Source organism: Vibrio sp. Vb0937 (assembly GCF_033338855.1).
The window spans coordinates 1-14,191 of the sequence record NZ_JAWOTK010000043.1 but is presented as its reverse complement, the minus strand read 5'-3'; the positions used below and the strand labels follow the sequence as shown (position 1 = coordinate 14,191).

13 protein-coding genes and 1 tRNA gene are annotated in these 14,191 nt (G+C 43.6%); 3 read left to right on the top strand and 11 right to left on the bottom strand.

The genetic code is table 11. The features are described from left to right. Positions 1-365: 365 nt before the first annotated feature. From R7P67_RS22290 to R7P67_RS22260, 7 genes are all read right to left on the bottom strand, one after another. Positions 366-1,619, bottom strand: a complete 1,254-nt coding sequence (locus R7P67_RS22290; protein ID WP_005381029.1) for an HD-GYP domain-containing protein — start codon at positions 1,617-1,619, stop codon at positions 366-368. Positions 1,620-1,749: 130 nt separating this feature from the next. Beyond that, complete coding sequence (locus R7P67_RS22285) at positions 1,750-2,748, bottom strand: LacI family DNA-binding transcriptional regulator (protein ID WP_005381031.1); 999 nt, start codon at positions 2,746-2,748, stop codon at positions 1,750-1,752. A 104-nt stretch (positions 2,749-2,852) separates the two neighbouring features. Beyond that, on the bottom strand, positions 2,853-3,608 hold the full coding sequence (chbG, locus tag R7P67_RS22280; protein ID WP_054579416.1) for a chitin disaccharide deacetylase: 756 nt from the start codon (positions 3,606-3,608) through the stop codon (positions 2,853-2,855). A gap of 18 nt (positions 3,609-3,626) precedes the next feature. Beyond that, entirely contained in the window at positions 3,627-4,949 is a 1,323-nt protein-coding gene (locus R7P67_RS22275) for a 6-phospho-beta-glucosidase (RefSeq protein ID WP_005381048.1), read from the bottom strand. Between the two features lie 12 nt (positions 4,950-4,961). After that, positions 4,962-5,273, bottom strand: coding sequence for a PTS lactose/cellobiose transporter subunit IIA (locus tag R7P67_RS22270; RefSeq protein WP_031777269.1), 312 nt, complete (start codon positions 5,271-5,273; stop codon positions 4,962-4,964). A gap of 51 nt (positions 5,274-5,324) precedes the next feature. Beyond that, complete coding sequence (locus R7P67_RS22265) at positions 5,325-6,659, bottom strand: PTS sugar transporter subunit IIC (RefSeq protein ID WP_005381064.1); 1,335 nt, start codon at positions 6,657-6,659, stop codon at positions 5,325-5,327. A gap of 88 nt (positions 6,660-6,747) precedes the next feature. Continuing rightward, positions 6,748-7,053 carry a PTS sugar transporter subunit IIB gene (locus R7P67_RS22260; RefSeq protein ID WP_025767645.1) on the bottom strand — a complete coding sequence of 102 codons (306 nt, stop codon included), beginning with the start codon at positions 7,051-7,053 and terminating at the stop codon, positions 6,748-6,750. A gap of 247 nt (positions 7,054-7,300) precedes the next feature. Between R7P67_RS22260 and R7P67_RS22255 the strand changes: the two genes are divergently transcribed. Beyond that, a complete protein-coding gene (locus tag R7P67_RS22255) occupies positions 7,301-8,584 on the top strand; it encodes a carbohydrate-binding protein (protein ID WP_005381066.1) in 1,284 nt (427 codons plus the stop codon). A 247-nt stretch (positions 8,585-8,831) separates the two neighbouring features. On the opposite strand, the gene R7P67_RS22250 is transcribed toward R7P67_RS22255, so the two are convergent. Together R7P67_RS22250 and R7P67_RS22245 are read right to left on the bottom strand one after the other, a co-directional pair. Continuing rightward, positions 8,832-8,916, bottom strand: a tRNA-Leu gene (locus tag R7P67_RS22250). 190 nt (positions 8,917-9,106) lie between these two features. Then, positions 9,107-9,772, bottom strand: a complete 666-nt coding sequence (locus R7P67_RS22245; protein ID WP_213961244.1) for an SDR family NAD(P)-dependent oxidoreductase — start codon at positions 9,770-9,772, stop codon at positions 9,107-9,109. A 227-nt stretch (positions 9,773-9,999) separates the two neighbouring features. Between R7P67_RS22245 and R7P67_RS22240 the strand changes: the two genes are divergently transcribed. Next, positions 10,000-11,268 (top strand): DUF2254 domain-containing protein, encoded by a 1,269-nt coding sequence (locus R7P67_RS22240; RefSeq protein WP_005385537.1) that lies wholly within the window; start codon positions 10,000-10,002, stop codon positions 11,266-11,268. 184 nt (positions 11,269-11,452) lie between these two features. Then, on the top strand, positions 11,453-11,932 hold the full coding sequence (locus R7P67_RS22235; protein WP_262654024.1) for an RDD family protein: 480 nt from the start codon (positions 11,453-11,455) through the stop codon (positions 11,930-11,932). 87 nt (positions 11,933-12,019) lie between these two features. Here the strand turns inward: R7P67_RS22235 and lptG are convergent, their stop codons facing one another. Further along, a complete protein-coding gene (lptG, locus tag R7P67_RS22230; protein ID WP_005381071.1) occupies positions 12,020-13,090 on the bottom strand; it encodes an LPS export ABC transporter permease LptG in 1,071 nt (356 codons plus the stop codon). A 3-nt stretch (positions 13,091-13,093) separates the two neighbouring features. Continuing rightward, positions 13,094-14,191, bottom strand: a 1,098-nt coding sequence (gene lptF, locus R7P67_RS22225) for an LPS export ABC transporter permease LptF (RefSeq protein ID WP_318086070.1), incomplete at its 5' end; no start/stop codon positions are given.

The window sequence follows — 14,191 nt, the reverse complement described above, 5'->3', positions numbered from 1 at the left end:
TCTAATTGGATTATCATCAACGAGTGCCCACACAGATTGATAGGTCTATATTGTTAAAGAGCTTGCTTTGCGAGAAGTTTTTCTCTCAAAGCGGAGGTGCATTCTAGCGATTTAGTTGTTAGTGTCAAACACTTTTTTAAACTAATTTTTTGTAGAAGCTTTTTACCTCTTCGACCCTGCTAAAGCCTTGTGGCGTCTGCCGTGTCGATGGATGCGCATTATAGGGAGAAGATTTTCTTTGGCAATACTAAAAATGCATTTTTTCTAAAAAAACATGCCAAATGGATACTTTCCATCCAACCCTAAAATTACCCAGAAATAACACTCAGGATTTATACAATTTACCCACAAAAAGCTGTGGATAACTACTCATCACTATCAAAGAAATAAGAAATACGCGAACGCGGATTTAGATACTCTTTTACTTTATCCGGTAATTTTGACGGATGAATCGCGTTAACTATCTTTATATCTTTTGAGGCAAGATCAATGATTGGCGCTTGCGTCCTTGGTACTGATGGATCGTAAACCAAGACATTCGGGAATAATAAATGCGATGCATTCACTGAGATAACCAGGCCGACCATATTATTAGAAAGCTGAACTACGGTACCCGGAGGAAACACGCCCATAAACTTAATTAGGATGTTCAGGTTCTCTTCTTTATATAGGTGTTTACAGTTCTTATATAAATGAGAGAGTGCGGTATAAGGAATCTTTTGATCTGAGACTATCGGTGTATGACACAAGTTATCAAACGCATTGGCTACAGCAATAATTTGAGCAAACTCGTTGATCTCATCTCCTTTCAGGCCTTTAGGATAACCAGACCCATCTCTTAGCTCATGGTGCTGCGCGATCACAATTCTCGCGACTTCGGGAAAAGCCTCGATTTGACTCGCAAGATCGACGCCATATTTAGTGTGCAACTTTAAGTAGTTGGTTTCTGGCTCTGTTAGAGGTAGTTGCTTTCTTAATATTGCAGTCGGGATTTTTATTTTCCCGATATCATGGAATAGTGCGGAGAAGGAAAGCTCTTTCAACTGTGCTGCTGAGTACCCTTTAGCACGGCCAATCATCATCGAGATAACAGCCACGTTCAATGAGTGGAAATAAATATCTTCAAACTCATTTTTTCCGTTCATCAGATGTAACGTAACATTATCATCGCACATTAACTTCTCGACGATATCTTCAATAAGAAGCTTTGCTTCATCAACTGCTGCTGTCGGACGGTTACGGATTTTAGTCATGACTGAACGCATACGTGCCAGAGAGCGCTCAAACTCTTTTTCACACTGAATCACGCGTCGACGGTATGCACTTAACTTTTCTATGCGGTTCTGTTTTTCTTGCCACATTTTTTGAGTTTCATGATCTAACGACGCTTCATTTGTTACTCTGTCAGCTTGTCTTTGATCAACAGGGAGTGGAACGGCATCGCTTTGCTCTGGATTAAAGTAAACGAACTTTACGCCGAGGTGGCGGATCATCTCGACTTGCTCTTGGTCTTTAATCTTAAAGCTATTGAGTAGAAAGGGGTGATCGTTCCACTTTAGCGGAAGACGGATATGTAATCCGGGTTGAATACGATCGACCGTTAGTTTAATGGCTGCCACTTATTCACTACTGATTTATATTTCTTAAGAGAGTTAGAATACTAGTAAATTTTGTGAATAAATTCATCAGTAACTATCAAAACATCAAACCGTTATTTCTAAGCGACTCACTTAATTAGATAGAAGTAAGCTACTTTAAGGAGCGATCTGCTTTGCGTATTTTAAGCTTGGCCTCGAACACTGGCTTGTCTATTACTTCTTGATCTTTGACTAGCCCCATTAACGTTTGTACCGCTACACGGGCCATGTCACTGATAGGAAAGTGCACTGCTGATACTGTAGGGTAAAGACTTTCACAAAGATCAACACTGTCAAAGCTAGTTAATGAGATTTGCTCTGGTACAGAAATACTGTGCTCGTGTAAGTACTGCATTGCGCCAACCGTCATTTCTTCACTGCACGAAAAGACAGCCGTCACATCAGGGTGTCGTTGTAAAATTGCAGCCATTGCATCATAACCACTTTGCCGACCATAATTCCCTTCTTCACACCAGCTTTCATCAATATCTATACCAGCATCCTTCATTGCATCAATATACCCAAGCTTTCTCAATACACTGTTATGACGTTGGGATGGACCGGCAATACAAGCAATCTTTCGATGACCACCAGCTAAAAGGTGCTCAACGGCAATACGGCTTGCATGATGATGGTTAAAGGTCACACAACGCTCTTCTATTCCTTCCACGTAGCGATCCAGAAGAACGAAAGGTGTTGGCTGTTTAGCTAATTCACGTAAGTCATCATCTGACAAATAACGACTATGAAGTACATAGCCGTCACAACGTAAATCATTAAAACGCTGAATTGCCTCTTTTTCACCTTGTGCAGAATGATGGCCTTGAGCTGTAATCAAAAACTTCTTATGAATATCCAGCTCGGTCTGAACCTGCTCCATCATCTCGCCAAAGAAGCCCCCCGTATAGTAAGTCACCAATAACCCAACCATATTACTGGATGAGGTTGCGAGTGAACGAGCAATTGCACTAGGACGATAATTCAATTGCGCCATAGCTTGCTCTACTTTTTTTCGAGTTTCCTCGCGAAATTTCCCCTCTCCATTAATAATTCGAGAAACGGTAGAGCGATTTACACCGGCGAGTTCGGCTACATCTTTAATCCTTGCCATAATGCTATTGGGTCCAACTGCAATTGTTATTAAATATTCGTTTGTGTAGAACGGCTGCCAGCAATTCGTAAGGTGCTATAGGGGGCGAAGCTGGCAGCCTTTAATCATACACCGACCATTTGATTGGTAGAAACAAGCTCAGAGTAATCCGTGACAGTTATGCCATGATGAGCTAACTGTTCTTTTAAAATGGGAGAGGTAAGAACTTGTAACTCTAGCTCTCGCTGAAGCGCATAGCCACTCTTTAAGATAAGCGCCTGATCGGCCTCTGCCGGGTGGCACATCACCTCAACCAAGTCATAGTCAGCTTTTAAGCTCAATAGATGTGCCATTAAGCCATCCAAGCTCACTTTTTGATCATAAAACTCATCAGTAAAGATATACCTGATTGTCATCGATTCTTGACACAAGCCAGTGCCCCGCAGTGGCACTCTGTATTCATTCGCTACTTCTTTAATAACGGGCAAAATTTGAGGGTGAGTATGCGCGTGATGATGGCTATCTAAGTGGCTTAGCTCTAACCCAAGCGATAAAAAATGTTCCACCTGAGCTTTTGCTTCATCATAAATGACCTGAGTTTCGAAGTCCTGCTTACTCCAAAGTTCGTCATAGTTGATAAAGTGCGCTCGGCCGTTGGTCAAGTTAGGATGCTTCGTTATAGGCACACCTGCTGTAAACCTAAGATGAACGCCAATTTTCAAGTCTGGATTATGGCGAGCTAGTTCTAAGGCATGTTGCTCAGCATCCATACCCACCATCATGGTGGTTGAATGAACCACACCTTGCTGATGAGCTTTAACGATGCCGCTATTTACACCTCTCGTTAAACCAAAATCATCAGCATTAAAAATGACTTTCATCGGCGCCCTTCCTTAGTCTTACAACGTCGTTAGTTTAAATTGAGGTAAATACGGAGCGTTCACCGCTAGGATATCATCCAGGATTGACTTGGCGCGGCCAATGTCAGGCACCAATGGGTTATTGGTTAATGCCATAAGCGCCTTGTCATAATTACCTTCGACAGCAGCTTCTATTGTTAGCTGCTCATACGCTTTAACTTGATGGAGTAATCCTTTGATATTGTTTGACAACTCGCCAACCGCAAGAGGTTTCGCCCCCCAGCTACCAATCACGGCACTACATTCAATCACAGCATCGTCAGGTAGGCCGTTGATCGCTCCATTATTTAAAACGTTAACAACATGAATACTATTACGATTGTTATAAATTGAATCAACTAGGTTCAGTGATGCATCAGAATAATAAGCACCACCCCGCTCCTCTAACTCTTTCGGCTTATGATCGAGGGTAGGATCTTGATAGAGCTTAAATAGCGCATTTTCTGTTTCCATTACCTGCTCAGCACGAGTGCCTTTTTCATCGGCACTTTGTTTCTCTTCAGCAAGCATGGCATCAGTTTGGTAGAAGTAACGATGATAAGGACATGGTATCGCCCCCAGTGCTTTTAGAAATGCCGGATCCCACGGCTCTTCCCAGATATTCTTCATACTGAAGTTGGCACCATCACCGACTTTCTCTAATACCGTTTGAGTAATATCTTCCCCATTGAGCCATGCTTTGTGTACCCACACGAGATGGTTTAACCCAGCAAACTCAAGTTGCAGCTCTTTTGGCTCGCACTCCATCATTTCTGCAATCATCATTTCCATTGAAACGGGCACATTGCATAAACCAATACTCTTTACTTTGGTGTACTTACTGACCGCTTCGGAAACTAAACCCGCTGGGTTGGTGAAATTGAGCATCCATGCGTTTGGAGCCAACTCTTCAATGTCTTTACAGATATCAAGAATGACCGGAATGGTTCGCAGTGCTTTAGCAAAACCACCAGGGCCCGTTGTTTCTTGGCCGATGACGTCGTACTTGATTGGGATTCGCTCATCGTTAGCGCGTGCAGCAAGGCCACCAACACGAAACTGCGTCATCACAAAATCCGCATCTTTTATCGCAGCACGGCGATCGAAACCGGCTTTTATCTCAATTTTTGCTCCGGCTTTATCGACCATTCGCTGAGCCAATCCTTTGATGATCTCAAGCTTCTCAGCTCCTGACTCAATGTCCACAAAATGAATCTTCTTAACGGGTAAATATTCTAAGCGCTTAATAACCCCTTCAACCAATTCCGGGGTATAGCTACTACCACCGCCAATAATGGCAAGTTTGATCGCCTCTCTAGACATTTTCATCCCCCTTTATTTGTTCGAGATTTTTTTGTTCAGTGCGACGATTTCTACAGCCATCTCTTGAGCCAAAATCGTAGTCATTAGGTGATCTTGAGCATGCACCATCACTAACGTCATCGGGACTTTCCCTTCTCCCTGATCTTCTTCAATAAGCTGAGTCTGTATTAAGTGGGCTTTATTAATGCACTCTCTTGCTTGAGAGAGCTTCTCATCAGCCGCTTCAAAATCTTGTTCTCGAGATAAACGCAATGCCTCGTAGCTTAAACTTCTGGCTTCACCAGCATTGCAAATGATCTCCATTACAACCAATTCTTGTTCCATCATTTTCTCTCCGAAAATCGGGCCGCGGTAATTGCGGCCCATTAAGCACAGTTAAGCAGTAACGCCTTCGCCTGACGGCTGCGTGTCACCTTTAGTTTCCTTCGTCGTTGGTAGTTCTTGCTCCAACATTTGCTTCTCAAACATTTTGAAGAATGGGAAGTAGATGATTAGATCAAGAATTAATAAACCAATGACGAGCAATACTGGCGCAAAGGTCCAACCGCTACCCCACGAAGCACCTATCAGTGCCGGTGTTGTCCAAGGTGTTGTAGCGACACCCATACCCACAAAGCCGACATGCACAGCAAAATACGCAATCGTAGCGTTGATGACTGGAGCGAAGACGAACGGGATAAACAAGGTCGGGTTCATCACAACTGGGCTACCGAAGATCACAGGTTCGTTGATTTGGAAAAAGCCAGGCACCGCACTCATTCGACCAATGCTCTTAAGGTGAACAGAACGGCTAAACGACATCAGCATAACAAGAGCAAGTGTTGCACCAGAGCCGCCAATAAAGATGTAAAAATCCCAGAACGGTTGAGTAAATACGTTTGGAATCGGTTCACCTGCAACAAAGGCTTCAATGTTGGCACCAATGTTGGTCAAAAAGATTGGAGAAAGCAGTCCAACAACAATTGCAGCACCATGAATACCCGCAAACCAAAGCAGCTGGCAAAGCAATAAAGCGCCAATAATGGCAGGCAATGAGTTAGACGCACTAATTAGCGGTTTAAAGATAGCCATAACAGCATCTGGAATCAGCATGTCGTACTGGGTTTGTACAAAAAGGCTAAGTGGATATAAGGTAATGAATATCGCTAAGACTGGTAGCAATACTTCAAATGATCGCGCAATCGCCGGTGGCACCTGCTCTGGCATGCGAATCGTAATATTGTGCTTTTTCATAAAACGGTAGAGCTCCACCGAAAAAAATGCACACATCACTGCGGTGAAGATCCCGGTTCCGCCCATGTGAGACATAGACAACGCGCCATCTTTAGCTGGGGCTGCAATGAGTAAAAAAGACATTAGTGACAATACAGCACTCGTGATCCCATCCATCTTGTAAGCCTTCGCTAAACTATAAGCAACGCCCAGCGAAACAAAAATGGTCATGATCCCCATCGACATGTTGTAGGGCATCATTATGGTATCAAAATGTGTAGTGGCGAAATCGAGCCAAATTCGACCAAAAGTAAAGGTTGTATCTTCGGCAAATGGGGGGAATGCAAAAATCAAAATGAAACTACCAACAATAATAAACGGCATTGCGACAATAAAACCGTCTCTCATTGCGCGAACATGGGGCTGATTCCCCACTTTAGCTGCTATAGGGGCTATATGCTTTTCGACTGCGCCTATAATTGCGTCATAAAGCTTCATAGAATCCATCCTTATTTTAGGCAAAAGAATCCCACATCAAATATTTATATTTGATGTACAGTTATCTTTTTTAATTTAAAACTATGGTTTAGTTAATTAATTCTAATGCTTGCTCTAGTACTTCCTCTCCCTTCATCATTCCATAATGCTGAGGAGAAATCGCGTCAATGTTTTTACCATGCTCTTGCGCCGTTTTTCTTAGCTCTTCTAGCTGAAAACGTACTTGAGGCCCGAGAAGACAAACATCGTACTCTTTAATTGCATCTTCAAATGCATTCACTGACATCGCATCAATTTTGCATTCAATTCCTTTATTTTCAGCAGCTTGCTCCATTTTCTTAACAAGCATACTGGTTGACATCCCTGCGCTACAGCATAAAAGGATCTTTTTCATAGCCTTACTCCCGTTGTGTAAATTTCAACCTGCAAAAACTGTAGCAAAAATAACCAAGACAAAAAAGCGCAACCGGTTGCATTATTCGTGAACACAATCCCAATTTAGAAAATACCACCTATTTTTTTGTAATTATTTAGGTCTAGGATAAAAGTCATAAAATAATTTAAGACATCACATTAAGTTTCAAATTATCAATATTTTACTACTGACAACGTCGTTATTAATTTCTTAAAAGGAATAGAGAATGAAATTTAATAAATTGGCTATTGCAACGCTTGTAAGTGCCGCACTATCACAACACTCATTTGCTCAAACCGACTCTAAAGGCACAATTTATCTAACGTTTGATGATGGACCAATCAATGCATCTATTGACGTTATTCAAGTACTTAACCAGGAAGATATCAAAGCGACGTTTTACTTTAATGCTTGGCATTTAGATGGAATTGGTGATGAGAATGAAGACCGTTCCCTAGAAGCCTTAAAGCTCGCATTAGACACTGGTCATATTGTTGCGAACCACAGTTACGATCACATGGTGCACAACTGCGTGGATGAGTTTGGACCGAACAGTGCTGCGGAGTGTAATGCGACCGGGGACCACCAGCTTAACTCGTATCAAGACCCTGTTTACGATGCCTCAATGTTTACGGAAAACTTATCTGTGTTAGCAAAGTATTTGCCGAACATTACAAGCTACCCGAACTACAAGGCAACAGAGTTTGCTAGACTGCCCTACACCAACGGTTGGCGCGTGACGAAAGACTTCAAAGCAGATGGGTTATGTGCCACGTCTGATGACCTGAAACCTTGGGAACCAGGATATGTATGCGATACATCCAACCCATCCAACAGTGTAAAAGCAGCTATCGAGGTTCAAAATATCCTAGCGAATAACGGCTATCAAACTCACGGTTGGGATGTGGACTGGGCACCCGAAAATTGGGGCATTGAAATGCCAGCAAACAGCCTTACAGAAGCAGAAGCATTTCTTGGATATGTGGATTCCGCGTTAAACACTTGTGCACCAACAACGATTAACCCGATCAACTCCAAAGCTCAAGAGTTCCCATGTGGTACACCTTTACACGCCGATAAAGTTATCGTATTAACTCACGAGTTCCTATTTGAAGATGGTAAGCGTGGCATGGGTGCAACGCAAAACCTACCTAAGCTCGCTAAGTTTATACAGTTAGCAAAACAAGCGGGTTATGACTTCGACACAATGGATAACTACACACCGAACTGGCAAGTTGGTCATAACTACGACGCTGGCGATTACGTCTTACACCTAGGTACTGTATACCAGGCTGTAACAAACCATACTGCGCAACAAGATTGGGCACCGTCTCCAACCTCTAGCCTTTGGACAAATGCAGACCCAGCCACTAACTGGACTCAGAATGTTTCCTATAAACAAGGTGATGTGGTGACTTATCAAGGTTTGCGTTATCTAGTTGATGTACCGCACGTGTCCCAAGCAGACTGGACTCCGAACACTCAAAATACCTTGTTCACAGCTCTATAGGCTGTTCCTACTATCACCATGTAGTAGTTTGCGCGAGGCATACCCCTCGCGCTTTTTTGTTTTGAAGATCCAGATACAACAAAGCCCCGACTTTCATCGAGGCTCTGTCTTAAAATATGGTACCGGTGGACGGAGTTGATTGGACTGGCATTCCTGCCGCCACCGCGAAGGCAACGCTAACTTCCTTTTGATATTTACGAGCACCTAAAACGACGAAAGGCCGCTATAAAAGCGACCTTTCTATGTATGGTACCGGTGGGCGGACTTGAACCGCCACGCCCGAAGGCAACGGATTTTGAATCCGTCGTGTATACCAATTTCACCACACCGGCATCTTTGGGCTATTGCCCTTTGATGGTTGGCATTATACGTAAGCTTTTGACCTGCGCAAGCAGAAATACCTTAAATAACTATCGTTTGCTGATAATTTCGCCACAAAGTGTGACAAAGCTGTACTCATAAGAAACGTACGCTCCATTTTCTACTACTCTTCCAGATGAAAATGAGTATACGAAACTCTTTTTAAGTTCTATTCACTGTAATATCAGAAACATAACCATTCCCAATGCTCGACAACGCATTATGGAGCATCTCTGCGGCATCTTCTGCTTGCATGAAGTGACTCGTGTCCATCGTATTGCCGCTTGTTTTCCAGAATTCCGTATCCATTCCACCAGGATAAACCGCGATAATTTTCATAGGTTTTCCTTTTAGCTCCAAACGAACCGACTCAATTAATCCTTTGATGGCCCATTTCACTGCACAATACGTAGACTCTTGCGCTTTAGGTTGTTGCGCGGCTGTAGACATGATCATGACCACTTTTATTGGATGATCTTTGTAACGCTTTACTAACTCTCTTAGCACATGAACCGCAGAATTCAGGTTGTTATCAATCAACTTTTGAATCTCTTCCGGCTCCTGCTCTTCCAGTAAGCCAAAATAACCACTTCCCGCACTATGAATGACCATTTCAGGGGACTGTTTCACCCCATCAAAGAGCTGTTTCACATTTTGGTGCGATGAGAGGTTGCAAGCTTGATAACCAACGTTATGAGAGAGTTGTTTTGCTAGTGCGGATAGTTTTTCTGTATTTCTTCCTATTACATACGTCTCTTTGCCTTCCGCATCATAACGCTTTGCTAGTTCCGCCCCTAAACCGCTACTTGCACCTGTAATTACAATCATGCGCTACCTCTTTTCAATCACATACTTTTAATTCATCTATCAATTAAGGTAACAGAATCGTGGTAATTCACACCTCAAGAGCACCATTCTTTGAAGCAAGCAGCTTTCTTACTTTCGTGATGCATGAAATATCAAGCAGAACGACGGGCATTTAACCTATGCTTAAGCAAGAATAACTTTCTGAATTTTCTATCGACTTTCTAGTGAGAACTGAATAGGAGCAAAGCATGACTGGGTCAAAATGGCAGTGGTTACTGAAACAGATGACACGAAAACTGTGGGTCCGGACGTCACTCTACGCATTACTAGCTGTTGCTACCGCCTTAATGTCGATTGTTTTAAACCAGTTCATTACTCTGCCCCCTGCCATCAACGTCAGCAAGGATTTGTTGAACAACATATTAAATATCCTCGCAACCTCCATGCTTGCAGTGACTACATTCTCTCTCAATATTATGGTCTCAGCGTACAGTGCCGCTAGTGCAGGGGTAACGCCGCGAGCGACAAAACTGTTGATGGAAGACAGCACAACACAAAATGCCTTAGCAACCTTTCTTGGCTCTTTTCTATTTAGTTTGGTAGGAATTATCGCGCTAGGTATTGGGGCCTATCATCAACAAGCACAAATTTATCTGTTCATCGTGACTATCGCCGTAATCGTGATGATCATACTCACTCTGCTACGTTGGATTCAGCACCTTTCCGTACTAGGAAGGGTCAGTGAAACCACTTCATACGTGGAGCAAGCCTTGTTAGATGCGATAAGAAAACGGGGCAAAGAGCGTTGGCTAGGTGCTCACCCGTGGAGCCACCCAGAACATAAACCCAGAGGAAGTAAACCTATTTTGAGCCAAGAAATTGGCTACTTACAGCATGTTGATATGCATCATCTCGATAGTATTGCTGAAGCAAACCAATGCACCATCTACCTTGAGCGACAACCGGGAAGTTTTGTGTACGTAGGTCAACCATTGGCTTGGGTTTGTGGAGAATTGCCAGACGAAAGCGAAGTAACGGCAGCCTTCACGATTCGAACAGAGCGTTCATATGATCAGGACCCTCGCTTTGGTTTAGTCGTTATGGCGGAAATCGCCTCACGAGCACTATCTCCGGCTGTAAATGATAATGGCACCGCGATTGACGTTCTTGGGCGTTCTGTACGAGCACTTTCATTATGGGGAGACCTACTCAGTGAGCCGCCTACCAAAACTCGATATCCTAGACTATTTGTGCCCGCATTGAGCTGCCAGGATTTGTTTGATGATGTCTTTTTGCCGATAGCACACGATGGTGCAGCGCAACTCCAAATACAGATTCGCCTACAAAAGGCCTTGCTAGCTCTCTCTAGTATGCACCCTAAGTTATTTTTGTCACCAGCAATCAAGCTGTCAGAAAAAGCTTTAGAGCTTTCATTAAGCCAACATTATACCGAAGATGAGAAACACCAACTCTCTCAGCTATCTAATCTGGTCACAGACCAAAAAGCCAATGGTTAAGAGAGTCGAATTCAGTTGAAACATATTGCTGCACGGCCTCGTGTATCATGACATGTGCTGATAACGTAGGGCAGAAAAGTCTCTTCGTTTATACACAATTAAAGACTCTGTGCGTTAGGTCTCTTTTCTCTTGGTGAGGGAATCTATATTCTGACGCACAATTTTTAAGGTAAGTGATGGAATAATGACAACGTCTACAACTCTTCCACCTGCTGGTCTCTTTCGTCGACTTGCAGCGTTGATTTACGACACATTGATTATTATCGCAATTGAAATGATGGCCGCAGGTATTGTTATGGCCGTTGTGTTTGCACTAAATGCAGCAGGATTGTTGAGCTATGGCGAGTACGCTGATGCCGCAGATATGCTCGGAAAGCACCCTGTATTGAGCCCTCTATTTACACTTTATCTTGCGGGTGTGTGGATATATTTCTTTGTGTTCTTCTGGACGCGAGCAGGACAAACTCTTGGGATGCGCGCTTGGAAGCTTCGAGTTCGCAATGCCAAAGACGGAGCACCAATTACGGTAACTCAAGCTCTGATTCGTATTTCGACATCTGGCTTTGGCTTGGCAAATTTGACTGTACCGATTGATCCGAAGAAACGTGGTTTCCACGACATTTGGGCCCAAACAGAGGTTGTTGTATTACCTAAGGCAAATTAACTTGTCTAGGAACACAAAAAAGGAAGGCGTAATGCCTTCCTTTTACATTTGGTTCGGTAAAACTTGGTTTATTCGATGATGCTTCAGTTATAGCTTTCTTCGTAGCAGTGCAATCGCAATAGCTAAGAACACCAAACTCGGGGCCAAAGCACCAAACACTGGGGATATGCCATACACCAAGCTTAATGGACCAAAGAACTCACTGGATATGTAAAAAGTAAACCCGGCAACCACGCCCGACAATACCCTTGCCCCCATGGTCACGCTTCTGAGTGGACCGAAAACAAAAGATAGCGCCATTAACATCATCACAGCAATTGAAAGCGGCTGAGTCAACTTACGCCAAAACGCCAACTCATAGCGAGATGCATCTTGTTCCGATGCTTTCAGGTAAGTCACATAATCATACAAACCGCTCAGTGACAGTTCTTCTGGCTTCACGGTCACCACAGCTAGCTTATCTGGTGCCAAAGAGGTGTGCCACTCCATCTGTTCGATGTCTTGCTTTGAAATTACGTTTTCATTTTCCATGTCCGTAATTTGTACGTAGCGCATCAGCCAGTTGTTATCTTGTTGGTAGTCGACTTCTTCGGCGAAAATAACTTTTTGTAGATTCTTATCATCATCAAAACGCCACATATTTAAAGCATAAAGCTTGTCGTCTTCGACTTTACCGATAAAGATAAAGTCGTTTGCGTCACGAGCCCACACACCTGAGCGCACAGACACAATGCTACCACCTGATATCGCAAACGCACGTAAGTCACGGGCCATCTTCTGGGCCTCAGGAGCGCCCCATTGACCTAATGCCATAACAACAATCATGAGCGGGACGGCCGTTTTGAGTACCGATAACCCGATATCCAGCTTAGAGAAACCAGCAGCTTGCATCACCACTAGCTCAGAGCTTGAAGCCAACATACCTAAGCCGATCAGGGCACCGAGTAATGCCGCCATTGGAAAGAACATTTCGATATCACGCGGCACACTGAGTAACACAAAGTACAACGCATGAGTGAGGTCGTACACACCTCGCCCTACTTTACGTAGCTGTTCTACATATTTGATGATGCCCGATAAGCCAACAAACGTCGCTAAAACCAAGGCAGTGGTAGAGATGATGGTTCTACCGATGTAAAGGTCTAAGATTTTGAACACAGCTTACGCGAGCCTCTTCTTGCGGAATTTGTCTTTTATTCGTCTAGCAGCAACGCTGTCCATCATATTCGCCATGATAGCAACAATCAGCAACATCGCATTGATTGGCCACATACCAATAGCAGCCGGGATGTCACCATCTTCTAATGCAGATTTGGTTGCACTGATCGCCAAGAAATACGCTAGGTAGATCAGAATCGCAGGCCCCATTTTGGCAAACCGTCCCTGACGCGGATTCACCGCAGACAAAGGAATAACGAGCATTGTTAAGAGTGGAATACACACAAATAACGAAATTCGCCATTGTAGCTCCGCTTGCGCCTCTGGATCTGGGTGACCTATCAAGTCAACCGTTGGGTATGCTTCCCAGTCTCGCCCTTTCTTTTTGACCTCACGTTGGCCGATAACACCTTCGTATTCATCGAATTTCGTGATCATATATTCAACGCGAGTAGGCACACCTTCATAACGCGTACCTTCTTTCATAGTGATGATCTGACGACCGTCCGAAAGCTCTTTTACTTCACCAGAAGATGAGAACATCACACTCGGTAACACTGAATCTCGAGGGCGCATCTGCGCAACAAAAACGTTGCTCAAGGTATTGTCTTTAATGTCATCGATGAACACAACCGATGAACCGTCTGGTGTACCTTGGAACTGACCTTTTTTAAGTAGGTCAACGCTGTTTTCTGACGCTACCTGCTCATAAAGCTGCTCAACGCGGTCTTGAGACCACGGCGATAGCCACAACGCATTGAAAGCCGCCACCGCTGAAGTAATCAACGCTAGGTATAAGGCCGCTTGAACCAAGAATTTATTACCAATACCTGTCGCGTTCATTACGACAATTTCGCTCTCTGCATACAGACGACCAAATGTGATCAATATGCCGATATACAGACTTAAAGGCAGCATTAACAGACCCATTGCTGGCATGTTCAAACCAACAATCGAGAAAATCAATCCAGCAGGAATATCCCCATCAGAAGCATCAGCAAGAACACTTATGAATTTCTGGCTTACAAACACCAAAAAAAGTACGAAAAAAATCGCAAATTGGCTCTTGAGTGTTTCGCGGATCAAATATCTAACAATAAT

What these genes read in the sequence shown, in the direction of transcription:
- R7P67_RS22285 (WP_005381031.1), bottom strand. Translation starts at nt 2,748, where the DNA reads ATGGCAAGGATTAAAGATGTAGCCGAACTCGCCGGTGTAAATCGCTCT.
- R7P67_RS22235 (WP_262654024.1), top strand. Translation starts at nt 11,453, where the DNA reads ATGACAACGTCTACAACTCTTCCACCTGCTGGTCTCTTTCGTCGACTT.
- R7P67_RS22245 (WP_213961244.1), bottom strand. Translation starts at nt 9,772, where the DNA reads ATGATTGTAATTACAGGTGCAAGTAGCGGTTTAGGGGCGGAACTAGCA.
- R7P67_RS22270 (WP_031777269.1), bottom strand. Translation starts at nt 5,273, where the DNA reads ATGGAACAAGAATTGGTTGTAATGGAGATCATTTGCAATGCTGGTGAA.
- R7P67_RS22240 (WP_005385537.1), top strand. Translation starts at nt 10,000, where the DNA reads ATGACTGGGTCAAAATGGCAGTGGTTACTGAAACAGATGACACGAAAA.
- R7P67_RS22260 (WP_025767645.1), bottom strand. Translation starts at nt 7,053, where the DNA reads ATGAAAAAGATCCTTTTATGCTGTAGCGCAGGGATGTCAACCAGTATG.
- R7P67_RS22275 (WP_005381048.1), bottom strand. Translation starts at nt 4,949, where the DNA reads ATGTCTAGAGAGGCGATCAAACTTGCCATTATTGGCGGTGGTAGTAGC.
- R7P67_RS22255 (WP_005381066.1), top strand. Translation starts at nt 7,301, where the DNA reads ATGAAATTTAATAAATTGGCTATTGCAACGCTTGTAAGTGCCGCACTA.
- R7P67_RS22265 (WP_005381064.1), bottom strand. Translation starts at nt 6,659, where the DNA reads ATGAAGCTTTATGACGCAATTATAGGCGCAGTCGAAAAGCATATAGCC.
- chbG (WP_054579416.1), bottom strand. Translation starts at nt 3,608, where the DNA reads ATGAAAGTCATTTTTAATGCTGATGATTTTGGTTTAACGAGAGGTGTA.